Source organism: Hymenobacter sp. 5516J-16, from assembly GCF_022919335.1.
GTDB lineage: Bacteria > Bacteroidota > Bacteroidia > Cytophagales > Hymenobacteraceae > Hymenobacter > Hymenobacter sublimis.
The window spans coordinates 193,657-220,139 of record NZ_CP095058.1 but is presented as its reverse complement, the minus strand read 5'-3'; the positions used below and the strand labels follow the sequence as shown (position 1 = coordinate 220,139).

Annotated in this window: 19 protein-coding genes and 1 pseudogene; 19 read left to right on the top strand and 1 reads right to left on the bottom strand. The window is 60.8% G+C overall.

The annotated features are described in order from the left end of the window. The first annotated feature begins 116 nt into the window (after window positions 1–116). The 19 genes and pseudogenes from MUN84_RS01110 to MUN84_RS01020 all read left to right on the top strand — a co-directional run bounded on the left by MUN84_RS01110 (window position 117) and on the right by MUN84_RS01020 (window position 24,429). On the top strand, window positions 117–1,802 hold the full coding sequence (locus tag MUN84_RS01110; RefSeq protein ID WP_244696275.1) for a glycoside hydrolase family 43 protein: 1,686 nt from the start codon (window positions 117–119) through the stop codon (window positions 1,800–1,802). Window positions 1,803–1,838: 36 nt separating this feature from the next. Beyond that, window positions 1,839–3,767, top strand: a complete 1,929-nt coding sequence (locus MUN84_RS01105; RefSeq protein ID WP_244696274.1) for a glycoside hydrolase family 97 protein — start codon at window positions 1,839–1,841, stop codon at window positions 3,765–3,767. A 147-nt stretch (window positions 3,768–3,914) separates the two neighbouring features. Further along, the gene (locus MUN84_RS01100; RefSeq protein ID WP_244696273.1) at window positions 3,915–5,165 is read left to right on the top strand and encodes a glycosyl hydrolase family 8; all 1,251 of its coding nucleotides are present in this window, start codon (window positions 3,915–3,917) and stop codon (window positions 5,163–5,165) included. Between the two features lie 25 nt (window positions 5,166–5,190). After that, on the top strand, window positions 5,191–6,783 hold the full coding sequence (locus MUN84_RS01095) for a glycoside hydrolase 43 family protein (RefSeq protein WP_244696272.1): 1,593 nt from the start codon (window positions 5,191–5,193) through the stop codon (window positions 6,781–6,783). 12 nt (window positions 6,784–6,795) lie between these two features. After that, window positions 6,796–7,200, top strand: a complete 405-nt coding sequence (locus MUN84_RS22680; RefSeq protein WP_262920608.1) for a family 43 glycosylhydrolase — start codon at window positions 6,796–6,798, stop codon at window positions 7,198–7,200. Between the two features lie 8 nt (window positions 7,201–7,208). Further along, window positions 7,209–8,144 carry a family 43 glycosylhydrolase gene (locus MUN84_RS22675; RefSeq protein ID WP_262920607.1) on the top strand — a complete coding sequence of 312 codons (936 nt, stop codon included), beginning with the start codon at window positions 7,209–7,211 and terminating at the stop codon, window positions 8,142–8,144. 79 nt (window positions 8,145–8,223) lie between these two features. Continuing rightward, window positions 8,224–10,152: an alpha/beta hydrolase-fold protein gene (locus MUN84_RS01080; protein ID WP_244696271.1), complete on the top strand. Its 1,929-nt coding sequence runs from the start codon at window positions 8,224–8,226 to the stop codon at window positions 10,150–10,152. 157 nt (window positions 10,153–10,309) lie between these two features. After that, entirely contained in the window at window positions 10,310–10,588 is a 279-nt protein-coding gene (locus MUN84_RS01075; protein ID WP_244696270.1) for a hypothetical protein, read from the top strand. After that, window positions 10,555–11,643: a sialate O-acetylesterase gene (locus MUN84_RS01070; RefSeq protein WP_244696269.1), complete on the top strand. Its 1,089-nt coding sequence runs from the start codon at window positions 10,555–10,557 to the stop codon at window positions 11,641–11,643. Before MUN84_RS01075 ends, MUN84_RS01070 begins: the two co-directional genes overlap by 34 nt. After that, window positions 11,643–11,906 (top strand): sialate O-acetylesterase, encoded by a 264-nt coding sequence (locus MUN84_RS01065; RefSeq protein ID WP_244696268.1) that lies wholly within the window; start codon window positions 11,643–11,645, stop codon window positions 11,904–11,906. The genes MUN84_RS01070 and MUN84_RS01065 overlap by 1 nt, the downstream gene beginning before the upstream one ends. Next, entirely contained in the window at window positions 11,870–12,247 is a 378-nt protein-coding gene (locus MUN84_RS01060) for a hypothetical protein (protein ID WP_244696267.1), read from the top strand. Before MUN84_RS01065 ends, MUN84_RS01060 begins: the two co-directional genes overlap by 37 nt. Before the next feature lie 439 nt (window positions 12,248–12,686). Next, a pseudogene (locus tag MUN84_RS01055) lies at window positions 12,687–13,808 on the top strand (glycoside hydrolase family 3 protein). Between the two features lie 112 nt (window positions 13,809–13,920). Then, window positions 13,921–14,736 (top strand): glycoside hydrolase family 3 C-terminal domain-containing protein, encoded by an 816-nt coding sequence (locus MUN84_RS01050; protein ID WP_244696266.1) that lies wholly within the window; start codon window positions 13,921–13,923, stop codon window positions 14,734–14,736. Further along, on the top strand, window positions 14,727–14,870 hold the full coding sequence (locus MUN84_RS01045; RefSeq protein WP_244696265.1) for a hypothetical protein: 144 nt from the start codon (window positions 14,727–14,729) through the stop codon (window positions 14,868–14,870). Before MUN84_RS01050 ends, MUN84_RS01045 begins: the two co-directional genes overlap by 10 nt. Window positions 14,871–15,501: 631 nt before the next feature. Beyond that, window positions 15,502–17,028 carry a xylulokinase gene (locus MUN84_RS01040; RefSeq protein ID WP_244696264.1) on the top strand — a complete coding sequence of 509 codons (1,527 nt, stop codon included), beginning with the start codon at window positions 15,502–15,504 and terminating at the stop codon, window positions 17,026–17,028. Beyond that, entirely contained in the window at window positions 17,006–18,337 is a 1,332-nt protein-coding gene (gene xylA, locus MUN84_RS01035; protein ID WP_244696263.1) for a xylose isomerase, read from the top strand. The genes MUN84_RS01040 and xylA overlap by 23 nt, the downstream gene beginning before the upstream one ends. 301 nt (window positions 18,338–18,638) lie before the next feature. Further along, a complete protein-coding gene (locus MUN84_RS01030) occupies window positions 18,639–20,327 on the top strand; it encodes a sodium/sugar symporter (RefSeq protein ID WP_244696262.1) in 1,689 nt (562 codons plus the stop codon). Window positions 20,328–20,605: 278 nt separating this feature from the next. Further along, complete coding sequence (locus tag MUN84_RS01025; RefSeq protein WP_317239060.1) at window positions 20,606–21,691, top strand: endo-1,4-beta-xylanase; 1,086 nt, start codon at window positions 20,606–20,608, stop codon at window positions 21,689–21,691. 89 nt (window positions 21,692–21,780) lie between these two features. Further along, a complete protein-coding gene (locus MUN84_RS01020) occupies window positions 21,781–24,429 on the top strand; it encodes a glycosyl hydrolase 115 family protein (protein ID WP_244696261.1) in 2,649 nt (882 codons plus the stop codon). A 301-nt stretch (window positions 24,430–24,730) separates the two neighbouring features. Here MUN84_RS01020 and MUN84_RS01015 read toward each other — a convergent pair whose 3' ends face one another. Continuing rightward, complete coding sequence (locus MUN84_RS01015; RefSeq protein WP_244696260.1) at window positions 24,731–26,161, bottom strand: amidohydrolase family protein; 1,431 nt, start codon at window positions 26,159–26,161, stop codon at window positions 24,731–24,733. Window positions 26,162–26,483 lie beyond the last annotated feature (322 nt).

The window sequence follows — 26,483 nt, the reverse complement described above, 5'->3', positions numbered from 1 at the left end:
ATCCTGCCTAGCAAGGCCCAAGAAAGTAGTAGTTTTACTGCAGCCTGCTTGTAGCCCCAGTACTGTCAAAGTGGCTTAGGCGTCCAACTCGTTGCCCTTACTTCCCACCAGATGTTATGAGACGAACCAACACGAAAGCGCTGCTGGGTATTACTGCTGCCTTACTGCTGCAAAGCTTCGGTCTAGTTGCACAATCGATTGAGTTGGTCAATCCCATCCTAACGGGTTTTTACCCAGACCCGAGCATTACTAAGGTCGGTAAGGATTATTACCTGGTGAACTCCACGTTTTCCTACTTTCCAGGCATCCCGGTCATGCACAGCAGAGACCTGAAAAACTGGAAGCAGGTAGGCAATGTGATTGACCGGCCCTCGCAAATGACCTTTCTGGGCGACCGAATGACCCGGGGGTTATTCGCGCCGGCCATTGAGTTTCACAACGGCACCTACTACGTCACCTGCACGCTCATCGACCACAAGGGCAACTTTGTGGTGACGGCCAAGAACCCCGCTGGGCCGTGGAGCAACCCAATTTTCCTACCCGAGGTCAAGGGCATAGACCCCTCGCTGTACTTTGAGGGCGACAAGGCGTACGTCATCTACAACAGCGACCCGCCCGACAACAAGCCGCTCTACGACGGTCACCGCTCTATCAAGATGATGGAGCTAAACCCGCAAACACTGCAAACGGTGGGCGAGGCCAAAATTGTGGTAAACGGTGGGGTAGACCTGAGCAAGAAGCCCGTCTGGATTGAGGGCCCGCACCTGATGAAGCGCAATGACTGGTACTACCTCTACGCGGCGGAAGGGGGCACGTCGGTCAACCATACGGAGGTGGTATTCCGCAGTAAGGCACCGCTAGGGCCGTTTGTGCCCTACGAGAAAAACCCCATCCTCTCGCAGCGCGAGTTGCCCAAAGACCGCAAAGATCCCATCACCTCGGCGGGGCACGCGCAATTCGTGGAAGGACCGGATGGTAAGACCTACGCCATTTTCCTGGCCGTACGGCCCTACGAGGGGAATTTCTACAATACCGGGCGCGAGACCTTTATTGTGCCCGTGGTGTGGAAAGACGAGTGGCCGGTCATGGACCCGGGGCCTAACGGCGTGCAATACAGCTACAAAGCCAACTTCCCCGAGGTGAAGCAGCCCGGCGCCCGGCCGCAAAGCGGCAACTTTGCCTACACGCTCACCTTCGAGAAGCAGCTAGACCCGGCGCTGCTGTTCCTGCGCACCGTGGATAGCACCAGTTTCTCCCTGAGCAAGGCCAAAGGCCTCACCCTGAAGCTGAAACCCGAAACGTGCGCCGAACTCGGCAACCCGGCTTTCATCGGCAAGCGCCAGCAGCACATGGTGGGCAGCGCCGAAACCGAGCTGACCTTTGCGGCCAAGGTGCCGAATGAAACGGCCGGTCTGGTGGCTTTCCAAGATGAGAAGCACTTCTACTACCTCTGCAAATCGGTAGAGAATGGCAAGCCCGTCGTGCAGCTGTTCAAGAGCACGACCGACGCAAAGAACCCGGAATTGCTGGCGAAAGCGCCCCTAAAGGCGGCGGCCGGCAAGGTGCAACTGCGCATCAATGCCGACGGCGACACGTACAGCTTCCGCTTTTCGGAGGATGGCAAGAACTATACGGTGCTGAAAGACAAGGTGGATGCGCGCTTCCTGAGCACGCAGGTAGCCGGAGGCTTTATCGGCTGCCTGTACGGCATGTACGGCACCTCGGCCGGACAGCCTACCACCAACACCGCCTCCTTTACGTGGCTGAAGTACGAGGGGAATGACCCCGTGTACAAGAAATAATCCCCGGCCCGCTGGCTACGCCTCCATCTTCCTTTTATGCGCTACTACCCACTCATTTGCCTGCTCGTGCTACCCCTCGCCGCGGCTCAGGCCGCCAAGCCCATCCGCATTACTAGTCCCGACGGGGCGGTGCAGGTGACCGTGGACGTAACCCCCCAGGGCCAGCCAACCTACGCCGTGCGCTACCGGCAGGCGGAGCTGCTGCGCCCCTCGGGGCTGGGGCTGCAACTCGCCAGCGCCGACCTCACGCAGGGCCTCAAGCTGAGGAAAGCCGATAAGCAAACTACCGTAACCGACGACTACCAGCTCGCCACCGACAAGCGAGCCAACTGCCGCTACCGCGCCAACCGGCGCGTGGTGCACTTCCAGAGCCCGGCCAAAGGGCCGCAGTTGAGCGTGGTGTTTCAGGTATCCGACGATGGGGTGGCGTTTCAGTACGTGGTGGAAGGCAACAGCCAGGAAGTGCAGCGCATCACAGCGGAAGCCACCTCTTTTCACTTGCCGGCCACTGCCAAAGGCTGGCTGCACCCGCACGCCAAAGCCCAGACTGGTTTTGCCAACACCCAGCCCTCGTATGAGGAGTACTACCAGCGGGGTATTGCGGCCGGCACGCCTTCTACACTAGGGCAGGGGTGGTCATTTCCGGCGCTGTTTGAGGTGGGCGGGCACTGGGTACTGCTCACGGAGGCCGGCATGGGGCGTACCTATAGCGGCACCCACCTAGGCCACTCCGCACCCGATGCGGAGTACAGTGTAGCCTTCCCGCAGGCCCCGGAGCGCACTACCCCCGAGGCCGCGCTGCTGCCCGAAAGCCGGTTGCCGTGGCGCACGCCCTGGCGGGTGCTGGTGGTAGGCAACTCGCTGCGGCCCATCGTGGAATCGACGCTGACTACCGACGTGAGTGCGCCTGCCCAATCGGCGGCTTTGCCCACTGCCCCGGGTAAGTCGTCGTGGTCGTGGGTACTGCTTGGCGACGATAAGACTACCTACGATGTGCAGCGCCGCTTCATCGACTATTCGGCTAGCATGGGCTGGGGGTACTGCCTGGTCGATGCCCTCTGGGACAAGCAAATCGGCTACGATAAAACGCAGGAGCTGGCCCAGTATGCCCGCAGCAAAAACGTCGGCCTGTTGGTGTGGTATAACTCCAATGGCCATTGGAACGAGGCGCCGCAAACGCCCACCAAGGTGCTATTCGAGGCCGAAAGCCGCCGCCAGGAATTTGCCCGCATCAAGCAAATGGGCATTGCAGGTATCAAGGTTGACTTTTTCGGTGGGGATGGGCAGTCGTTTATGAACTACTACCAAGACCTGCTCACCGATGCTGCCCAGGCCGGACTGCTGGTGAACTTCCACGGCACCACCATTCCCAGGGGCTGGAACCGCACCTACCCCAACCTGGTGACGATGGAGGCCGTGCGCGGCTTCGAGTTCCTGACCTTCGACCAGGCCAACACCGACCAGGAGCCCACGCACTGCGCCGTGCTGCCCTTCACCCGCAACGCGGTGGGGCCCATGGACTTCACGCCCATGGCGTTTTCGGAAATCAGAGGCAAGGAGCGCCGCACCTCCAATGCGTTTGAATTGGCCCTGTCGGTGCTGTTTCAGTCGGGCATTCAGCACTACGCGGAGGTGCCCGAGGGCATGGCTGCGCAGCCGGCCTACGTGCGGGAGTTTGTGCAAAAGCTGCCGCCAAGCTGGGCCGATGTCAAGTTTCTGGATGGCTACCCTGGTCAGTACGCCGTGCTGGCCCGCCAAGCACCCGGCGGCGCCTGGTACGTGGCCGGCATCAACGGCACCGACGCCCCCAAAACCATCCAGCTCGACCTCAGCCAACTAGGCCTGCAAAAAGGCACCCTCATCACTGATGGCGATACCAACCGCAGCTTCAGCACCCAGGCCGTGGCGGGCTCCACCCTCAGCGTGACGCTGCCGGCGCGGGGCGGCTTTGTCGTTCAGCCCTAGGCCTGTACCGGCGGCTGGCTCCCTGGCCTACTTGCCGCCAGTAGGTTACTCACGGAACAGCACACGCAGTCACATCCAGAAGCTTGGTCGATGAACCTATATCTCACATTTCTTCAACGGGCTAAGAGTATTTGTCTGCTGCTGTGTGTGCTGTATATAGGCCTAGGCAGCAGCACGGCGCAGCGCCTACCTAAACCGACGAAGCCAACCCGGAAAGGAGCGTTTTACACGGGGCAGTACCCCAACCTGCTGCGGGAAGCGGGCTATAGCCAGGCCGACATCGACCAGAAGGTGACGCAGGCCTACCACGACGTGTTCGAGGGACCCAACCGGGTGTACTTCGAAGTGGGCGACTCCATGGCCTACGTCTCGGATTTGAAGAACCACGACGTCCGGACCGAAGGAGTTTCGTATGGCTTGATGGTGGCGGTGCAGCTGAACAAGAAGGAGGTGTTTGACCGCATCTGGCGCTGGTCGAAGAGATACTTGCAGCACCAGGAGGGACCCTTGAAGGGCTATTTCGCCTGGAGCATCAACCCGGCCACCATGAAGCGCAACTCCGAAGGGCCGGCCTCCGATGGGGAGCTGTACTTCGTGACCAGTTTGTTGTTCGCCGCCAACCGCTGGGGAAATACGACCGGCATCAACTACTACCAAGAGGCGCGCAATATCCTGGATGCCATGTGGCAAAAGGATGGCACCGGCAACGTGTATAACCTCATCAACACCCAGCACAAGCAGATATCCTTTGTGCCGGTGGGCGAGATGTATAATTGGACGGACCCCTCGTACCACTTGCCGGCTTTTCTGGAGGTGTGGGCTGAGTATGCCAAGGATGGGCACGAGCAGTTTTACCGGGCCTGCGCCGATACGTCGCGGGCGTTTCTGCACCGCGCCTGTAATGCCGTAACCAGCCTCAACTACGACTATACTGAGTTTAGCGGCAAGCCTCACGCTACCAAGTGGGCCCCGCCGGCCTTCCGCTACGACTCCTGGCGGGTACCCATGAACATTGCCATGGACTACGTGTGGTTTGGCAAGGATAAGGCCTGGCAGGAGCAGTACGCCCAGCGTTTCCAGGGTTTTCTGCGCAGCAAGGGCCTCACCACCTTCGAAGACCAGTTCAACGTGGATGGCTCCCGGCCCGATTTCATTCTGCAAGCCGGCGACGTCAAGAAACTCCGGCATTCGCTGGGCCTGGTAGCTACCTCCGCCGTGGCCTCCCTGGCCAGTCAGGACAAGCAGAAGCTGGACTTCGTGCACGCGCTCTGGAACGCCAAGCTGGCGCCCTACGAAGACGGCTACTTCGACCCGTACTACGACGGCCTGCTGTACCTGTTCAGCTTGCTGCACCTGAGCGGTAACTACCAGGCTATCAAGCCTGCGCCTCACTACTAAACCACTTGCTCCGGTATCTCCTGCCATGTCTTACTCCATCAAGCGAAGTGCTTTCGTATTCGGGTTAGTCCTTGCCTCAGCTGCGGTTTCGCCGCTCGCGGCACAAGTGCAGCAGGCGCAAAACCCGGTCATCTTCGCCGATGTGCCGGACATGGCCATGATTCGGGTGGGCACGACCTACTACATGAGCAGCACCACCATGCACATGAGTCCGGGCGTGCCCATTATGAAGTCGACGGACTTGGTGAACTGGCACCTGGTCAGCTATGCCTCCGACACGCTGGGTAGCCTGGATGAGCTGACGCTCCGCAATGGCAAGAGCACCTACGGTCGGGGCTCCTGGGCGAGCAGCCTGCGGTTTCACCAGGGCACCTACTACGTCTCGACCTTTGCCCAAACGACCGGCAAAACCTACGTGTATTCCACCAAGAATATCGAGCAAGGTCCCTGGAAAGTCGCGTCGTTTAAACCCAGCTACCACGACCACTCCTTGTTTTTTGACGATGATGGCCGCGTGTACCTGGTATATGGCGCCGGCAAGCTGCGGCTGATTGAGCTGACGGCCGACGCCTCCGGCGTGAAGCCCGGCGCCACGGAGCAGGTGCTTATTGAAAACGCCAGTGCCCCGGCCGGCCCCAACCTAGGCCTGCCCGCCGAAGGCTCCCAGCTGTTCAAAATCAAAGGGAAGTACTACCTCTTCAACATCACCTGGCCCAAAGGCGGCATGCGCACCGTGGTGGTGCACCGGGCCGACAAGCTCACCGGCCCCTACGAAGGGCGGGTGGCGCTGCAAGACCTGGGCGTGGCGCAGGGCGGCCTTATCGACACGCCCGATGGCCGGTGGTTTTCCTACCTGTTCCGGGATTTCGGAGCTGTAGGCCGCATTCCGTACCTGGTGCCCGTTACGTGGACTGAGGGCTGGCCGGTGCTGGGAAGTCCGGCCGGCAAAGTACCCCAGACGCTACCCTTGCCTGCCAGTAAAGGCCTGATTCCGGGCATCGTAGCGCCGGATGAGTTTAACCGGCGCAAGGGTGAGCCCGCTCTGCCGCTGGTGTGGCAGTGGAACCACAATCCCGAAAACTCCCTCTGGTCGCTTACTGACCGGGCGGGCTACCTGCGCCTGAAAACCGGCCGCCTAGACACTACCTTCCTGCTGGCCCGCAACACCCTCACCCAGCGCACGTTCGGGCCGGCCTGCGCCGGCACCACCGCCCTGGATGTGTCGCACCTGAAAGAGGGGGATGTTGCTGGCCTAGCCTTGCTGCAAAAACGGTACGGCTTGGTGGGGGTGGACTACCGTAACGGTGCCAAATCCATCGTCATGATTAGCGCCGAAACGGAGAAACCTGTGGAACTGCAACGCCTGCCGCTCACGCAGAATACCGTCTATTTCAAAGCGGAATGTGACTTCACGGAGCGCAAGGACGTGGCCACTTTTTATTATAGCCTTGATGGGAAAGCCTGGAAAGCCATTGGGGCGCCGCTCAAGATGGCCTACACGCTGCCACATTTTATGGGCTACCGGTTTGGGCTATTTACCTACGCCACCAAGACGGCTGGCGGCTACGCCGACTTCGACTACTTCCGCATTGCGGACACCACTACCGGAATCAAGTAACCCCCTGGCCCCATGCTACCCAGTAAACTGCCGTATCTGTTGAGCGGGCTGGCCCTGCTGCTGCTGGGAGGCGCAGCGCAGGCCCAGAACCCATTTATTACCAACCAGTTTACCGCCGACCCCACGGCGCGGGTGTTCAACGGGCGGGTGTACGTGTATCCCTCCCACGACATTCTGGCCACCCCGGAGCGCGGGAAGGTCGGCTGGTTTTGCATGGAGGACTACCACGTGTTTTCGTCGGCTAACCTTACTGACTGGACCGACCACGGCGTCATCGTAACCCAAAACAAGGTGCCCTGGGTGAAGCCCGACAGCTATAGCATGTGGGCACCCGACTGCATTGCTCGCAACGGCAAGTACTACTTCTACTTTCCCACTACCCCCAGGATACTACTATCAACAAGGGCTTTACGGTAGGGGTGGCCGTGGCCGATAAACCTACCGGCCCCTTCGTACCGGAGCCGCAACCCATCAAGGGGGTGCGCGGCATCGACCCCAACGTGCTGATTGATAAGGACGGGCAGGCCTACCTCTACTGGTCGCAGGGCAACATTTACGCCGCCAAGCTCAAGCCCAACATGCTGGAGCTGGCCTCGGAGCCCGTTACGCTGGGCGAGCTACCCACCAAAGGCCTGAAAGAAGGACCGTTTGTATTTGAGCGCAAGGGCATTTACTACCTCACGTACCCGCACGTGGAGAATAAGACGGAGCGCCTCGAATACGCCACCAGCACCAGCCCGCTGGGCCCGTTCACGGTGAAGGGCGTCATCATGGACGAGTCGCCGACCGGCTGCTGGACCAATCACCACTCCCTACTGCCGTTCAACAACCAGTGGTACCTGTTCTACCACCACAACGACTTGTCGCCGGCCTTCGACAAGAGCCGGTCGGTTCGGCTGGATAGCCTGTTTTTCGAGCCTAACGGAGCCATCCGCAAAGTGGTGCCCACCCTGCGCGGCGTGGGCCTGACGGATGCCCGCCAGAAAATTCAGCTGGACCGCTACAGCCGCCTGAGCAGCCGCGGCGCTTCCATTGCCTTTCTGGACCCGGCCGACACCTTCCAAGGCTGGAAAACCGTGTTGGCTGATAACCAGGGCTGGGTGCAGTACAACGGCGTGGCTTTCGGCAAACAGGCCCTTAAAACGGTGACGCTGCGCGTGCAGGCCGCTGCCGGCGCCACGGTGCAGCTGCGTACCGACGGGGCCACCGGCCCGCTGCTAGCCCAGGTAACTGTGCCCAAGGGCAGCCAGTGGCAGGAGGTAAAAGCCTCGGTAGCAGCCTTAAAGCCCGGCACGCATACGCTAATCGTTTCCGCCAAAACCAACACGCCCGTTGAAATTGACTGGGTAAAATTCGAGTAGGAAGCGAAAAGCTCCCACTGGCCATCCGTCTGACATTCCACCCGCTCGCTACCTACGCCTGCAGGTCCTTTTTCAAGCCATGAGAAACGTATTGCTTATCATGTTGGGCGTGGTTCTGCTGAGCGGAAGCAGCACGTTTGCCCAACCGACAGTAAAGGAAGCGCCCAAGGGCTTCGACCAACCTACCGCGGGCATTGCGACTGGTAAGCTGGATAGCATCAGCTACCCCTCGAAAACGGTGGGGACGGTGCGTAAGGCCCTGGTGTACACGCCGCCGGGGTATTCCAAACGGAAGAAGTACCCCGTGCTTTACCTGCTGCACGGCATCGGGGGCGACGAAAAGGAGTGGCTCCGGGGCGGGCGCCCGCAGGTGATTCTGGATAACCTGTACGCGGCGGGCAAGCTCAAGCCCATGCTGGTGGTGATGCCCAACGGCCGGGCCATGCAAGACGACCGGCCCGTTGGCAATATCTACGGGCCGGACAAGGTAGCCGCGTTTGCCCACTTCGAGAAAGACCTGCTAACCGACCTTATTCCCTATATCGAAAAGACGTATCCTGCGCTTAAGAACCGTGAGAACCGGGCCGTGGCGGGCCTGTCGATGGGAGGGGGGCAGTCGCTGAATTTCGGGCTGGGCAACCTGGATACGTTTGCCTGGGTAGGCGGCTTTTCGTCGGCTCCCAACACCAAACTTCCTGAGCAACTGGTGCCCGACCCTGCCAAAGCCACCAAGCAGCTCAAGCTCCTCTGGATTTCCTGCGGCGACCAGGATGGCCTGCTCCCCATCAGCCAGCGCACCCACGACTACCTCTACGAGCACCAGGTGCCGCACGTGTACTATCTGGAGGCTGGCGGGCACGACTTTAAGGTTTGGAAAAACGGGCTGTACATGTTCTCTCAGTTCCTGTTCAAGCCCGTCGAGGTGGCGGCGCTGCCCACCTACACGGTGCTGGGCGCACCTGCCGCCACCAACGTGCGCAACGCCAAATATCCCCAGATTCTGCCCGATAACCGCGCCGTGTTTCGCCTGAAAGCGCCCGGCGTGCAGCAGGCCCAACTGGACCTGGGCCGCAAGTACGACATGGTGAAGGACAGCAGCGGCACCTGGACCGTGACCACCGATACGCTGAGCCGGGGCCTACACTACTACTCCCTGGTGCTCGACGGCCTGCCCGTAGCCGACCCCGCCAGCGCCACCTTCTACGGCATGGGCCGCATGGCCAGCGGCATCGAAATTCCGGGCCGCGGCACCAGCTTCTACGCCCTGCGCGACGTGCCTCACGGCGAGGTGCGGATGAGGCGGTATTATTCGAAAGTCACCAATTCGTGGCGGCAGTTCTACGTGTACACGCCCGCGGGCTACGACGCCAATACGGCCACCAAGTACCCGGTGCTGTACCTGCTGCACGGCGGAGGCGAGGACGAAACCGGTTGGGCCCGCCAAGGCAAAGCCGATTTGATTCTGGACAACCTGCTTGCCGAGAAAAAAGCCAAACCCATGCTCGTGGTGATGCTGGACGGCAACTTGGGCGGCCCCGGTGGCCTGGCGGGTTTCAACGAAAGTACCCTAAAGCGGTTTGAAGACGAGCTGAAGCAAACCGTGCTGCCGGTGGTGGAAAGCAACTATCGGGTGGCGGCGGGGGCCACTAACCGGGCGCTGGCAGGCCTATCGATGGGTGGCCTGCAAACGCTCTACGCCGGCATCAGGAATACGGAGTTGTTTGCGCACCTGGGCGTGTTCAGCTCGGGCTTCTTTGCTAATAATACGGCCTTGTCGGACCCGCAGTACGCGTTTATGAAAGCCAATGTCGGCACCATCAATACCAACCTGAAGCAGCTCTGGCTCTCGATGGGCGGGCCGGCCGATATCGCCTACACCAACAACAAGCTGATGCGGGCCAAAATGGATGAGCTAGGCATCCGGTATGTGTACAGCGAGTACCCCGGCGGCCACACCTGGCCCGTGTGGCGCCACGATCTATACCTGTTTGCCCAGGGGCTGTTTTAGGCCGGTAAAGGAGCAAGGGTCGCCCAAGGGCTGAGCACGCAAGCCCCACGCGCGGCAAATCGAACGGTACATGTAGTAATAAACCACTCATATGATGCATTTCCTCTTTTCTAGCCCGTTGCTTTCTAGGCCAGTTACCTTGGGCCGGCAAGGCCTGGTGCTTGCCGTACTCGGTAGCTACTTGCTGGCACCCACCGACACCAAGGCGCAGGTGCGCCTGCCGAAGCTGGTCAGCGACGGGATGGTGCTGCAGCGCGACACCAACGTGAACATCTGGGGCTGGGCCGCGCCCGGTGAGAAGGTGGCCCTGAAGTTCAACGGCCAGACCTACCAAACCGCCACGGGCAAGGATGGCAAATGGCAGATCAGTCTGCCGGCCCTGAAAGCCGGGGGCCTTACCAGTTGGATATTACCGCCAGCAACCGCATTACGCTGAAGGATGTGCTAGTGGGCGACGTGTGGCTGCTGTCGGGGCAGTCGAACATGGAGACGCCCATGTCGCGCCTGCGCGACAAGTTTCCGGAAGTTATTGCCCAGGCTGCCAACCCGCGCATCCGGCAGTACGAGGTGCCGATGGCTTATACCCTGCAAAAGCCGCACACCGACGTAGCCGGGGGCAAATGGATAGCGGCCGACCCGCAAACCGTGCTGCAGTTTTCGGCGGTCGGCTATTTCTTCGCCAAGGAAATCAACGCCAAATACCAGGTTCCGGTGGGCCTGATTAAGGACGCCGTGGGCGGTTCGCCGGCCGAAGCCTGGCTGAGCGCCGACGCGCTACGCCAGTTTCCGAAGTATGTGCAGCAGGCCGATAAGTACCGGGACAGCGCCCAGGTGGCCGGGCTGCGGCAGCGGGAAGGCGCGGCCGTAACCAGCTGGTACCAGCGCCTCTACCAGGCCGATCAGGGCGAGGCCCGCGGCCAGCAAAAGTGGTCGGCTGCGGAGTATGATGCTAGCGGCTGGGCCACGATGAACGTGCCCGGCTACTGGGCCGACCAAACCCCGTTGGGCCCGGTAAATGGGGTAGTGTGGTATCGGAAAGAGGTAGAAGTGCCCGCCGCCATGGTGGGTCAGCCGGCCCGCCTGGAACTGGGTACCCTGGTCGATGCCGATTCTACCTACATCAATGGCCAACTGGTGGGCACCACGGGCTACCAGTACCCACCCCGCAAGTACGAGGTGAAGCCCGGCGTGCTGAAGGCCGGTAAAAACGTAGTGGTCGTGCGCCTGATCAGCAACGGCGGGCGCGGGGGCTTCACCCTCGACAAGAACTACCAGCTGCGGGCGGGCGGCCAGACGCTGGATCTGCGCGGGCCGTGGCAGTACAAGCTGGGCGCTACCCTGCCGCCCACACCCGGTACCACGCCGTTTCAGTTTCAGCCTGGGGCCCTGTTTAACGGCATGATTGCGCCCGTGCTGCCCTACGCCCTCAAGGGCGTGCTCTGGTACCAGGGCGAGTCGAACGCCGGCCGCCCCAGGATTACCAGGCCCTGATGACCAGCCTGATCAATGACTGGCGTACCCACTTCCAGCGGCCCGATTTGCCGTTTCTCTACGTGCAGCTGGCGAATTTTATGGCCGTGAAGTCGGAGCCCAGCGAGAGTGGCTGGGCCGAAGTGCGCGAGGCCCAGCGCCGGACGCTGGCCGTGCCGCGCACCGGTATGGCCGTGGCCCTGGACGCGGGCGAGTGGAACGACATTCACCCCTGGACAAGCAAACCGTGGGGCATCGGCTGGCGCTGGCAGCCCAGCAGGTAGCCTACGGCGAGAAAAAGGTAGTGGCCTCCGGGCCGCTCTACCAGTCCATGCAGGTCAGTGGTAACAAGGTCACGCTGCGCTTTTCTAACGCGGGTAGCGGCCTGCAGGTCAAAGGGGGCGGACCGCTCAAGCAGTTTGCCGTGGCCGGCCCCGACAAGAAATTCGTCTGGGCCCAAGCCCGGATTGACGGCAACACCGTGGTGGTTTGGAGTGATGCCGTGCCGTCGCCCGTGGCCGTGCGCTACGCCTGGGCCGACAATCCGGAAGGGGCGAATCTTTACAACAAAGAAGGGCTACCCGCTTCCTCCTTTCAAGCCAATGTGCCGGCGACCTTGCCTTAAGGTAGGTGGATAGAAAGTAAAAAGAACGTCATGCAGAGCCGGAGGCGATGCATCTCGCGTGCTGATGTTAGGTAGTAACTCAACGATTCGAGCGAGATGCTTCGGCTCCGGCTCGGCATGACGGGCTTAATTTGAATAGAAACCCAAACCTGCTCCACAGTAAAGTATAGCAGACCAGCTGTAGAGACGCGACACTTCGCGTCTCGGCGCCAGAACGACTAGCCGGGAACAACCACTACCACCTGTCCTTCCGACGCAGGAGGAATCTGGGTTTACCATCCAACGGCTTGACCCAGATTCCTCCTGCGTCGGAAGGACAAAACAAACAACGTCAACAACGATTGAGACGCGAAGTGTCGCGTCTCTACAGCCTAGCGGCCTACCCGTGTTCAGGCGGCTTCCAGGCCTATCCCTTCATATTTTCTACCCTTCCTACTGTATGAAGAAACATCTGATCTTTTCCGGGCTGCTCGCCTGCCTCAGCCTGCCCCAGGCGCAAGCCCAGCAAGCCCCGGTCGCCTACCTCGACCCTAGCAAGCCCGTCAACGTGCGGGTGCGGGACCTGATTTCGCGCCTTACCCTGGAGGAAAAGGCCGACCAGATGATGTACAACAGCAAGGCCATCGAGCGGCTGAACATTCCGGCCTATAACTGGTGGAACGAAGCCCTGCACGGCGTGGGTCGGGCGGGCGCGGCCACGGTGTTTCCCCAGGCTATTGGGCTGGGCGCTACCTTCGACGACGACCTGGCCCTGCGCGTGTCCACCGCCATTTCCGACGAGGCCCGGGCCATGTACAACGCGGCCGTGGCCAAGGGCTACCGCCAGCAGTACAGCGGCCTCACGTTCTGGACGCCCAACATCAACATCTTCCGCGACCCGCGCTGGGGTAGGGGCCAGGAAACCTACGGCGAGGATCCTACCCTCACGGGTCGCCTGGGGTGGCCTTCGTGAAGGGCTTGCAAGGCCCTGACCCCAGCACCTGAAAGTGGCCGCCTGCGCCAAGCACTTCGCCGTGCACAGCGGCCCGAGAAGCTGCGCCACGAGTTCAACGCCGTGGCCTCGCCCCAGGATTTGCAGGAAACCTACCTGCCCGCCTTCAAGCAGCTGGTAGATGCCAACGTGGAGGCCGTGATGTGCGCCTACAACGCCACCAACGGCGAGCCGTGCTGCGGCAACCAGTACCTGCTGCAAGACGTGCTGCGCAAGCAGTGGGGCTTCAAGGGCCATATTGTGTCGGACTGCTGGGCGCTGGTGGATTTCTACAAGGGCCACAACGTGGTGAAAACGCCTGCCGAGGCTGCCGCCCTGGCTTTGCAGCGCGGCGTGAACCTGAACTGCGGCAGCGTGTACCCGTCCTTGCCCGAAGCCGTGCGCAAAGGCCTGACTACCGAAGCCCAGATGGACAGCTCCCTGGCCATTCTGCTGCGCACCAAGTTCAAGCTGGGCTTGTTTGATGCGCCCGGCAGCAGCCCTTACGATAAGCTTTCCGCTAGCGTCATCAACAGCCCCAGCACCGCGCCCTGGCCCGGGAGGCGGCCCAGAAGTCCATTGTGCTGCTGAAAAACAACGGCGTACTACCCCTACGTAACGACTTGGCTAAGTACTTCGTGACCGGCCCAACGCGGCCAACCTCGATGCCCTGCTCGGCAACTACTACGGCGTGAACCCGGAGATGAAAACCATTCTGGAAGGCCTGGTGGCCGGGGTGAGTCCGGCCAGCCAGATGCAGTACCGCCCCGGCGCCCTGCTCGATCGGCCCAATCAGAACGGCGTGGACTGGGTGAGCGGCACGGCCCGCACCTCCGACGCGACGTTTGTAGTGCTGGGCATCAACGGGCTGCTGGAAGGGGAGGAGGGCGAGTCCATTGCCTCGCCTTCGTTCGGCGACCGGCTCGACTACAACCTGCCCCAAAACCAGCTTGATTTCCTGCGCGGCCTGCGCAAAAATAACACCCAGCCCCTGGTGGCCATCATTACCGGCGGCTCGCCCATGAACCTGGCCGAGGTGCACGAGCTGGCCGATGCCGTGGTGCTGGCCTGGTACCCCGGCGAGGAAGGCGGCAACGCCATTGCCGACGTGGTGTTCGGCAAGGTGTCGCCCTCGGGCAAGCTGCCCATCACCTTTCCCAAGAGCCTCGACCAGCTGCCTGCCTACGAAAGCTACGGCATGCTGGGCCGCACCTACCGCTACATGACCCAGGAGCCGATGTACCCCTTCGGCTACGGGCTGAGCTACGCTAAATTCGAGTATTCGGGGCTGAAGCTGCCGAAGCGGGCGGCCAAAAACAAGCCGGTAGAAGTAGAGGCCACCGTGCGCAACACCGGCAAAATGGCCGGGGAGGAAGTGGTGCAACTCTACCTGACCCACACCCCGCGCCAGGGCCAGCAGGTACCGCGCTACGCCCTCAAGAACTTCCGCCGGGTGCAACTGCAGCCCGGCGCCAGCACTACCGTGCGCTTCACGCTTACCCCGAGCAGTTGGCCCTAATTGACGCTCAGGGCAAGTCGGTGGCCCCGACCGGCCCCGTGACCGTGGCGGTGGGTGGCTCCTTACCCTCGGCCCGCAGCGTGGCTTTGGGGCCAGCCAACCCGCCACGGCTACCCTGGCGGTGCGGTAGGTAGCTCTAGTTTGCCTCACCCCTAGCCCCTCTCCGAGGGAGAGGGGACTAGCTCTAAAAACTGTTCTAAACTGTTTTAACAGCTGCCCTCTACTTCCTTCTAGCTCCTAACTCCCAGCTTCTTTCTTCTAGAAACTAGTTCCCCTCTTCCCCGGAGAGGGGCCAGGGGTGAGGCAAGCTAGAGCTACCTACGTCAGAACCATACAATTTCTGAAGCCTACTACGTACTAGTAAACCTCCCGACACGCTAGCTGCATGTAGATGAATAGAATTTTTCAGCTAAAGCACCTATCTGCACTGTAATGACAGGGGTAGTGGCTATTTGACTATTCAGATAATTAGTAAGAAAATAAAATTAAGCGCTGCGGACTATCGAAACCGTTTTCGGAAACGGTTTCGATAGGTTTATTTGAAAAACAATGAATAGGAGCCGATTTGACGGTAGTAGGTGTGTAGACACTCACTGTATATTCGGAAAATAGTGGCTTAAAATGGATGCTTGCGTATCGTTGGGCATGAGTAGTTTCGGCACCATAGCCAGTAAGCATAAATAGAACTATTCCTCTTCAGACTGCCCGTCGTTCAACTTAACATACACCCTGGCATTCTTCCCGAACTTTCCCATCATTCCCACCATGAATTACCTCCTCGGGTACGATATTGGCAGCTCCTCCATCAAAGTGGCGCTGCTGGCTGCGGATACTGGCCGCTGCCTGGCCAGCGTCACTTCGCCTAAAAAGGAAATGGAAATTTCGGCGCCGCTGGCCAGTTGGGCCGAGCAGCGCCCGGAGCGGTGGTGGCAGGAAGTCGTCAACGCTACCCACGAGCTGAAGCAGAACTACGGCTTCGATGCGTCGCTGGTAGCCGGCATCGGCATCACCTACCAGATGCACGGCCTGGTGCTGGTGGATAAAAACGGCCACGTGCTGCGCCCCGCCATTATCTGGTGCGACAGCCGGGCCGTGGACTACGGCAACCAGGCCTTTGAGGCGCTGGGGGAGGAGTACTGCCTGCAGAATCTGCTCAACTCGCCCGGCAACTTCACGGCCTCCAAGCTTAAGTGGGTCAAGGAAAACGAGCCCGCCATTTTCGAGCAAATCCACAAAATTCAGCTGCCCGGCGACTTTATTGCCTTCCAGATGACGGGCCGCCTGTGCACCACGGTGTCGGGCTTGTCGGAAGGCGTGTTCTGGAACTTCCGGAAGCAGGCCGTGGCCCAGGAGCTGCTGGACTACTACGGCATCAGCCGCGACTTACTGCCCGAGGTAGTGGACACCTTCGCCGAGCAGGGCCGCCTGACGCCCGCCGCCGCCCAGGAACTGGGCTTGCACGCCGGCACGCCCATTGCCTACCGCGCCGGTGACCAGCCCAATAACGCCTTTTCCCTCAACGTGCTGCAGCCCGGCGAAATTGCTGCTACGGCCGGCACCTCGGGGGTCGTCTACGGCATCAGCGACCAGCCGGTGGTGGATGCCCGCTCCCGCGTGAATGCCTTTGCGCACGTGAACAGCACCCCGGCCCAGCCCCGCAACGGTATGCTGCTGTGCGTAAACGGCACCGGCATTTTGAACAGCTGGCTGCGCAAAGTGGTAGGCGAAATCCCCTACGATGAGATGAACCAGCTGGCGGCGCAGGCCCCGGTAGGAGCGGAGGGGCTGCAGTTCCTGCCCTTCGGCAACGGCGCCGAGCGGGTGCTGGAAAACCGCCCAACCACCGCCGAGCTGCGCGGCCTCAGCTTCAACATTCACGGCCGGAGCCATGTGCTGCGCGCCGCCCAGGAGGGCATTGTTTTCGCCCTGAACTACGGCATGGACATCATGCGCGAGTCGGGGGTGCAGGTGCGCAAGGTGCGCGCCGGCAACGCCAACATGTTCCTGAGTCCGGTATTCCGCGAGGCCTTCGTGAACAGCGGCAACGTAGAACTGGAGCTCTACAACACCGATGCGGCCCAGGGTGCGGCCCGCGGCGCCGGGGTAGGGGTTGGCCTCTACGCCAGCCCCGCGGAAGCCTTTGTTGGCCTGGAGCGCATCCTTACCCTGGAGCCTACCCCGGCGCTGCAGGAGCAGTACCACTCGGCCTATGCCCGCTGGCACCAGGCCCTTACCCAACAGATTCTTTCACCCACTAGCACTACCCACCATGTCACTCAACACGCTTTCTAAAACGGAATTCTTCACGGGCATCAGCCCCATTAAGTACGAAGGGCGCGAATCAGATAACCCGCTGGCCTTCAAATGGTACGACGAGAACCGCGTGGTGGCCGGCAAAACCATGAAGGAGCACCTGCGCTTTGCCGTGTCCTACTGGCACACCTTCACCGGCACCGGCGGCGACCCATTCGGCCCCGGCACCAAGCAGTTTGCCTGGGATACCCACCACGAGGCCATCGGCCGGGCCCAGGACAAGATGGACGCCGCCTTCGAGTTTTTCACCAAGCTCGGCACGCCTTACTACTGCTTCCACGACATTGACCTGGTGGACGAGGGCTCGTCCCTGAGCGAGTACGAGCGCAACCTGCAGGCTATCGTCGACTACGCCAAGCAGCACCAGCAGGAAAGCGGCGTGAAGCTGCTCTGGGGCACGGCCAACGTGTTTTCCAACCCGCGCTACATGAACGGGGCCAGCACCAACCCCGACTTTCAGGTAGTTGCCCACGCCGGCACCCAAGTCCTGAATGCCCTCGACGCGACCATTGCCCTGAACGGCGAAAACTACGTGTTCTGGGGTGGCCGCGAAGGCTACATGACCCTGCTCAACACCAACATGAAGCGGGAGTTGGAGCACATGGGCCGCTTCCTGACCATGGCCCGCGACTACGCTCGCAAGCAGGGCTTCACGGGCAAGTTCTTCATTGAGCCCAAGCCCGCTGAGCCCACTAAGCACCAGTACGATTTCGACGCCGCCACCGTCATCGGCTTCCTCAAGGAGTACGGCTTGGAGAAAGATTTCATGCTGAACCTGGAAGTAAACCACGCCACGTTGGCCGGCCATACCTTCCAGCACGAACTGCAGGTAGCCGCCGACGCGAACATGCTGGGCTCCATGGATGCCAACCGCGGCGACTACCAGAACGGCTGGGATACCGACCAGTTCCCCAACAACCTCAACGAGCTGACCGAGAGCATGCTCATTATTCTGGAGCACGGCGGCATCCAGCCCGGCGGCATCAACTTCGACGCCAAAACCCGCCGCAACTCCACCGACCTGGAGGACATCTTCATTGCCCACATCAGCGGCATGGACACCTTCGCCCGGGCCCTGGTGGTAGCCAACGACATCCTGGAAAAGTCGCCCTACCGCAAGTTCCGCCAGGAGCGCTACGCCTCCTTCGACGCGGGCCACGGCGCCGCCTTCGAGAAAGGCCAGCTCACGCTGGAAGACCTGCGCCGCATTGCCCACGAAACCGGCGAGCCGGTACTGCGCAGCGGCAAGCAGGAGTGGCTGGAGGCCATCATCAACCAGTACATCTAAGGTAGCTCGTAGAACGTCAGGCCGAGCGTAGCGCACGTAGCATCTTGCTCGGTGTCGTTGTGCTTCTCATGCAGCCGTCAGCGCGCAAGGTGCTGCGTTGCGCTCCTGCCTGACGTTCCGTAATTAACTACCCAAACAAACCCGGCTGGTCTACTGAAGGGTGTGGGAACCCGAGGGGAGGGGCCGGCCGGGAATGTTTGCCGGTCTGTTGCCAGAAGCCGCCCTAGGTGGTAGCTTGGAGGCGGTATTTCACTTGTTTCTCGCTTAACCACTCCGCCGGAGGGGTTTGCTTATCTCCCACATGCAACATCAACTTGCTACCCTCGACTACGTCGTCTTTTTCATTTACTTCCTGATAGTTTCCGGCTACGGCATCTGGATCTACCGGCGCAAAACCGGCCACGACGGCACCGCCGAGGGTGATTCCAAGGACTACTTCCTGGCCGAAGGCTCCCTGACCTGGTGGGCCATCGGCTCCTCGCTCATTGCCTCCAACATCTCGGCCGAACAGTTCGTGGGCATGTCGGGCTCGGGCTTCAAGATGGGCCTGGCCATTGCTACCTACGAGTGGATGGCAGCCCTGACGCTCATCATCGTGGCCGTGTTCTTCATTCCGGTGTACCTGAAGAATAAAATCTTCACGATGCCGCAGTTTCTGCACCAGCGCTACAACGGCACCGTGGCCATGATTATGGCCATTTTCTGGCTAGCTCTGTACGTGGTGGTGAACCTGACCTCGATTCTCTACCTCGGGGCCATTGCCATCAGCAGCATTGCCGGCCTCAACCTGGAGTTCTGTCTTTATGCCCTGGCGTTCTTTGCCGTCATCATCACTCTAGGTGGCATGAAGGTAATCGGCTTTACCGACGTAATTCAGGTGTTCTTCCTGATTCTGGGCGGCTTGGCGACTACCTACCTGGCCCTGAACATGGTGGCCGACCACTACGGCCAATCGGGTGTGCTGGCGGGCTTTAACCTGATGACCGAGCAGGCCGGGGACCATTTCCAGATGATTTTCAAGCGCGACAACGAAAACTACATGGACCTGCCTGGCCTCACGGTGCTGCTCGGGGGCATGTGGATTGTGAACCTGAACTACTGGGGTTGCAACCAGTACATCACCCAGCGCGCCCTGGGCGCCGACCTGCCCACGGCCCGCGGCGGTTTGCTGTTCGCCGCTTTCCTGAAGCTGCTCATGCCCGTGATTGTGGTGCTGCCCGGCATTGCCGCCTACGTGCTGTACAAGCAGGACGTGTTTGGCGCAGCCGAGTTTGGCCAGGGCGCTGATCTGAACCCCGACCGGGCTTACCCCGTGCTGCTCAACATTCTGCCGGTGGGGTTGAAGGGTCTGTCCTTCGCCGCCCTCACGGCCGCCGTGGTGGCCTCGCTGGCCGGTAAGGCCAACTCCATTGCCACCATCTTCACCCTCGACATCTACCAGAAAGTGCTCAACCCCCAGGCTTCGGAAAAGAAGCTGGTGAACGTGGGCAAGATTGCCGTCATCGTGGCCATGATCCTGGGCGTGCTGATTGCTCCCCACCTGGGCATCGACAAAAAGGGCGGTTTCCAGTACATTCAGGAGTACACGGGCTTTGTGTCGCCGGGGATTTTCGCCATGTTCATTCTGGGTTTCTTCTGGAAGAAAACGACCTCCACGGCGGCCCTGTTCGCCACCATTGGCGGCTTCCTGCTCTCGGTGCTGTTCAAGTTCCTACCCACCTTCGCCGACCTGTCCTTCCTGGCGCCCTTCGGCTTTGCCGTGCCCAACGCGGCTGGCGTCTACGAAATCCCCTTCCTCGATCGGATGGGCTTCGTGTTCCTGATCTGCATCATTATGATGGTGATTATCAGCTTGGTACAAACCAGCCGCGGAGCCGTTACCAACGGCCTCGAGGTAGACCGTAGCATGTTTAAAACCAACCGCAGCTTTGCCATCGGGTCCATGGTTATCATGGTGCTGCTCACGGTGCTGTACACCATTTACTGGTAAGCCGCGGATAGAGCGGCAGGCCTGCCGGTAGCACTACCGGTAGGCAACAAGGGCCGCGCAGCAGGGAGGCGCAACGAGGGGCGCTTCTCTGCTGCGCGCCTGTTTTCCGGGAGCAGCTGCAAGCGCAGCACGAACCGCCCGGCCTACGTTTTTCCACTGCGTGTTGCCCCGCAGCCGGCGGAGTAAACCGCCCCATTTTCCTTGCCGCATTGGCACGAGGACGGCCATTGTGCGTCCTGCCGCCGCATTTTTCATCTGTTCCGCTTCTTTCTGAGTTCATGAAAACGTCTTCCTTCTCCTTCCGAAAACTTACTCTCGCGGCTTTGCTAGTGGGTAGCGCCGGGCTGGTCAGCAGCCAGCGCCCGGCGGCCGATAAAGGCCTGAAAGACTACTACAAAAACTATTTCCCCGTGGGCGTGGCGGTAGGCCGGCAGTCCATACAAGGGGCGGAGGGCGAGCTGATCAAACAGCACTTCAACAGCATCACGCCCGAAAATGCCATGAAGATGGGCCCCATTCATCCGGAGGAAAACCGCTACTTCTGGACCGATGCTGACGCCTTGGTAGACTTCGCTCAGAAAAACAAACTGCGCGTGCGGGGTCACAACTTGCTTTGGCACGAGCAGACGCCCAAGTGGCTGTTCAAGGATGCCCAGGGCAAGCAGGTCAGCAAGGAAGTGCTGCTCCAGCGCCTGCACGACCACATTTTCACGGTAGTGAAGCGGTACAAGGGCAAGATTTACGCCTGGGACGTGGTCAATGAAGCCATTGCCGACAACCCCCAGGAGTTTCTGCGCAACTCCGAGTGGTACCAGATCTGCGGAGAGGATTTCATTGCCAAAGCCTTCGAGTACGCCCACGAAGCCGACCCCCAGGCCCAGCTGTTTTACAACGACTACAACACCGAGCGGCCCGAAAAGCGGGAGCGAATTTTTAAGCTGCTTAAGAAGCTCAAGGATGCCAAGGTGCCGATTGACGCCGTGGGTCTGCAGGGGCACTGGTCCTTGCAGGAGCCGACTGAGGCCGAGCTGCGCCAAGCCCTTGACCAGTATGCTTCCCTGGGCCTGAAAGTGCAGATTACCGAGCTGGACGTGTCTATTTACCCTTGGGAAAAGGAGCGCCGCGCCAAGCGCCCCGGCGAGTCGGACGCCTACACGCCCGAGCTGGAGCAGAAGCAGGCCGCCCAGTACAAGATGTTCTTCAAGGTGTTCCGCGACTACAAGAACGTATTGACCGGCGTTACTTTCTGGAACGTGTCGGACAAGTACAGCTGGCTGGATACCTACCCCGTGGCGGGCCGCAAAAACTACCCCTGCTCTTCGACCAGAACCAACAGCCCAAGAAAGCCTACTGGGAAGTCGTGAAGTTCTAGCGTTAGCTCCCCTCCTCAGCTGAGGAAGAGAGCTAGAGGTAACCGCAGTTGCCCCATCAGTCAACCCCTTTCCTACCCGTCATGTCCATTTGTTCTTTCCGCCGCCCGTTTTCTGCCCGCCGGTTTAAGGGGGTGCTGGTGGCATTGCTATTGCTGACTTGCCCGGCCGTCTGGGCTCAAACCACCCTACCCGGGACGGAGGCTTACGTATCTGGCAAAAAAAGCAAGGGCAGCTTTCCGTTGGTAGCGGGCCGCCGTGCGGCGGCCCTGTACGCCAGCCCCGCCGACTGGCCGGGCGTGTTGCGGGCCGCCCGGGATTTGCAGGCCGACATCAACCGCGTTACCACTTTAACGCCCACGCTAACCACCGACAAAGCGCCCAGCGGCCAGCAGGTAGTGCTAATTGGTACCCTCGGCAAAAGCCCGTTGATTGACGGGCTGGTGCAGGCCGGCAAGCTGAACGTGGCGGGCGTGGCCGGCAAGTGGGAAACCTTTGTGGTGGAAGTCGTCGACAAGCCCTTGCCGGGTGTGGAGCAGGCCCTAGTCATTGCCGGCAGCGACAAGCGCGGCACCATCTTCGGCATCTACGACCTGTCCCAGCAGATGGGAGTTTCGCCCTGGTACTGGTGGGCCGATGTGCCGACCAAGCCCCAATCGGCCCTGTACGTGGGGGCCGGCCGCCACACCCAGGGCACGCCCCAGGTAAAGTACCGCGGCATCTTCATCAACGATGAAGCGCCGGCCCTGCAGAATTGGGCCAAGGAGAAGTTCGGGGGCGTCAATTCCAAGATGTACAGCCACATGTTCGAGCTGATTTTGCGGCTCAAGGGCAACTACCTCTGGCCGGCCATGTGGGGCAACATGTTTAACGTGGACGACCCCCAAAACCCCGTACTGGCCGACGAGTACGGCATTGTAATGGGCACTTCCCACCACGAGCCCCTCACGCGGGCCCACGAGGAGTGGAAGCACGCCGGCAAGGGCCCCTGGAACTACCAAACCAACGCCGCTACCCTGCAGGAGTTCTGGCGCGGCGGCATGCAGCGCATGGGCACCCGCGAAAACATCGTCAGCATTGGCATGCGCGGCGACGGCGACGAGCCCATGAGCCAGGAAAGCAACATTGCCCTGCTGGAGCGCATCGTGGCCGATCAGCGCCGCATTATTGCTGAAACCACTGGCAAGCCCGCCGAGCAAACGCCCCAGATCTGGGCCCTCTACAAGGAAGTGCAGGACTACTACGACAAGGGCATGCGCGTGCCCGACGACGTGACCCTGCTGCTCTGCGACGACAACTGGGGCAACCTGCGCAAGCTGCCCAAGCCCGCGGAAAAGCCCCGTGCTGGCGGCTACGGTATCTACTACCACTTCGACTACGTAGGCGGCCCACGCAACTACAAGTGGTTGAATACGAACCCACTGCCGCGCATCTGGGAGCAGATGCACCTGGCCCACGCGTACGGCGCCAACCAAATCTGGATTGTCAACGTGGGCGACCTGAAGCCCATGGAACTGCCCATCAGCTTTTTCCTGGACTACGCCTGGAACCCCGCCCGCTTAGCTGCCGACCAAGTAGATGACTACACCCGGCAGTGGGCCGCCCAGCAGTTCGGGGAGAAACACGCGGCCGGCATTGCTGATATTCTGGCCAAGTACGCCAAGTACAACGCCCGCCGCAAGCCGGAACTGCTCAGCCCCACGACCTACAGCCTCACGAATTACAACGAGTTCCAGACGGTAGTAGCCGACTACCAGACCCTGCTAACCCAGGCCGAACAAATTGGTCGGCAGCTGCCCGCCCAGCACCAGGACGCGTATTTCCAGCTGGTGCTGCACCCGGTAGCCGCCTGCGCCAACCTCAACGAGCTGTACTACACCGTGGCCCTGAACCGCGAGGCAGCCAAGAACGGGCAGGCCAACACCAATGCCCTGGCCGAAAAAGCCAAGGCCTTATTCGCCAAAGACGCCGACATCTCGCGCCGCTACCACGCGCTGGCTGGCAGCAAGTGGAACCACATGATGGACCAGACCCACATCGGCTACACCATCTGGCAGCAGCCGGAAAAGAACGTAATGCCGGCCGTGCAAACCCTTGCCCAGCCCACCACGGCAGCTTCCGCGGCGGCCCCGGCCCAGCCGGCGCCCGTGAAAAAATCACCAACAACATCGGCTGCCGGGGCCGTATTTATGGAAGTGGATGGCTACGTGTCCATGGAAGCGGAACACTACAGCAAGGCCGTGAACGGGAGCGGGGTAAGCTGGCAGACGATACCGGACCTAGGCCGCACGCTCTCGGGCGTCACGACGTTTCCGGCCACCGCGCCGGCCCAGAACCCCACCGCCAGCAGCCCCTGCCTGGAGTACCGGGTCCGGCTGAACAGCCCCGGGCCCGTAACCGTGCACGCCTACCTGGCCCCAACCCTGGACTTCACCAACAGCCAAGGCCTGCGCTACGCCGTGTCCTTCGACGACGAAGCTCCCCAGATTATCAACCTACACACCGGCCTGGTAGCTGACAACGGCAACCGGCCCTGGGAGCAGGCTGTAGCCGAAAACATCATCATCAAAACCTCCGCGCACACGCTGGCTGCCCCCGGCGAGCATGTGCTCCGGTTCTGGCGCGTAGACCCCGGCGTGGTGCTGGAAAAGCTAGTGGTAGACCTGGGTGGGCTAAAACCCAGCTACCTCGGCCCTCCAGAGTGCCCCCGCGGCCCGGTTGCTACCCCGTAGCGGAATTCAGAACTACAAACCGGTTTCACGCAGCAGCTAGGCAGCGTGTGGAACTCGTACAAGCGGTTGTCATTCCGAGCAGAGCGAGAAACCTGAGTTAGCTTCTTACGCTTAACTCAGATTCCTCGCTCTGCTCGGAATGACAACCGCTTTTCTGGTTTTCAAGCCCAATTGAAAGTGCCAACCAAAAGCGCTACTAGAGTCGGCCTTCAACCCAGCCATTGCCCATGGGGTAGGCCCAAGGCGAGGATGACTTATGCCAGGTAAGAAAAGAGGAGCACATAGCTCACAGTTGCCGCTACTAGTGCTTTACGGCCCGCATCATCTGGCGCAGCTCCGGGGCGGTGTACACCCGGCCGCGCGTGACTACCGCATTGATCTGGCGCAGGTTGCGGATGTCGGCCAGCGGATTCTGGTCCAGCAGCACCAGGTCGGCGTCCTTGCCCGCCCGGATGGTGCCAGCGCGGTGGTCGGCTTTGAGGAAACGCGCCCCGTTGATGGTGGCGGCTTGCAGGGCCTGAGCCGGCGTGAGGCCAGCCTGCACCAACAGCTCCAGCTCTCCGAGCAGAGAGGCGCCGGGGTACACATACGAGTTGGAAGCCCCGCTGTCAGAGCCAGCTAGGAGCGTAACGCCGGCCTGCTGCAGGGCCGGAACCAGGCTCATAAACTTGGCGCTCAGTTGCTTATTGAACGCGCGGGTAGCCGCCGATTGGGCCCGGGCTCCGGCCAGGCGGCGGGCGTAGGTAGCTTGAATCTTGGGGTCGATGTAGGTCAGGAGCGAGTCGCGGGAATGGTCGGTTTCGGGCAGCTCCGCTAGCAGCTTCTGAATGTAGAGGGTAGGCACAACGGCCGTGTGGTTTTTCGCCAGCGTCCGGTACATGCGGGCGGCAGTGGCAGGGTCGTAGGTGCGGTAAATGGCGGGTAGCACCGCAAACAGACCCAGGGGCTTGGGCGTGCTCAGGCTGCGCTGCACGGCCTGGGTAATGCTGTCTTCCTTGCTGGAGCAGGCCTTGAACACGTAATACAGATGCTCCGTGGCATCCAGGCCGCGCTCCGAGGCCTCGCGTAGGGTGGCCGTGTAGGGCATGTGGCCCGTGGTAATCATCCCGCGTTTTTCGGCGGCGGTAATGGTGCTAAGAAAGGCCTCCCGCGAGATGGTGCTTTCGTAGATTTTGACATAATCAGTCTTCAGCCGCTGCAAGGAATCTAGGGCCTTGTCAATCTGCGCCTGAGTTTCCACTTCCAGGGAGCCCGCCCAAAAAGCCTTCGGGCCGTCAATTTTCGGCCCCGACGTGTAGATAGTAGGCCCAGCCAACTGGCCGGCCCGGATTTGCTGGCGCCACGCGAAGATGCTCGGCGTCAAGTCACCGCCCGCGTCGCGCACGGTGGTAATACCGTGCGCCAGGTAGAGGGGTAGCAAGTTGCGGTTGGCCGCGGCCAGCGAGTCGCCGCCCCGAAAGTGCACGTGCATGTCCCAGAGGCCCGGAATGAGGTATTTTCCGGTAGCATCGAGCGTGCGCCGGGCCGCTGGCGCTGGGCCGCTGGCGGTAACCTGCCGAATCTGCCCCTCGGAAATGGCCACCGTTTGATTGGGCCGCACCCGGCCGGTTTCCACGTCCACCACGTTGGCGTGGGTAAGCACCAGGTCAAAAGTTGGGGCAGTGTGGCGGCCGGCGCAGCCCGCGGCGAGCAGGGGAAGAGTTGCCGTTAGCAGGCGGGGTAGCAGTTTCATCAGGCTAGTATACTAGAAGGTTCGAGAGCTAGGTTGGAGTGGTTGACCGGAGCGTTGAGCGGTAGGATAGCTTACAAGTTTTCTAGCGGTAATTCGCCTCAGCCCTAGCCCCTGCCCGAAAAAGGAGAAGGAGAGGGGAACTAGTTTTAGTACCGTTCTTCGAGGGTCAACTATTGCAAGTTTCCCATTTCTGAAGAGAGTAGGAATTGTAAACAGGTAATCGAAACTTGTCATGCAGAGTTGGAGGCGAAGCATCTCGCGTGCTAATGTCTGATTACCAATCCTGAGTCAGCACGCGAGATACTTCGGCTACGCCCCTGCA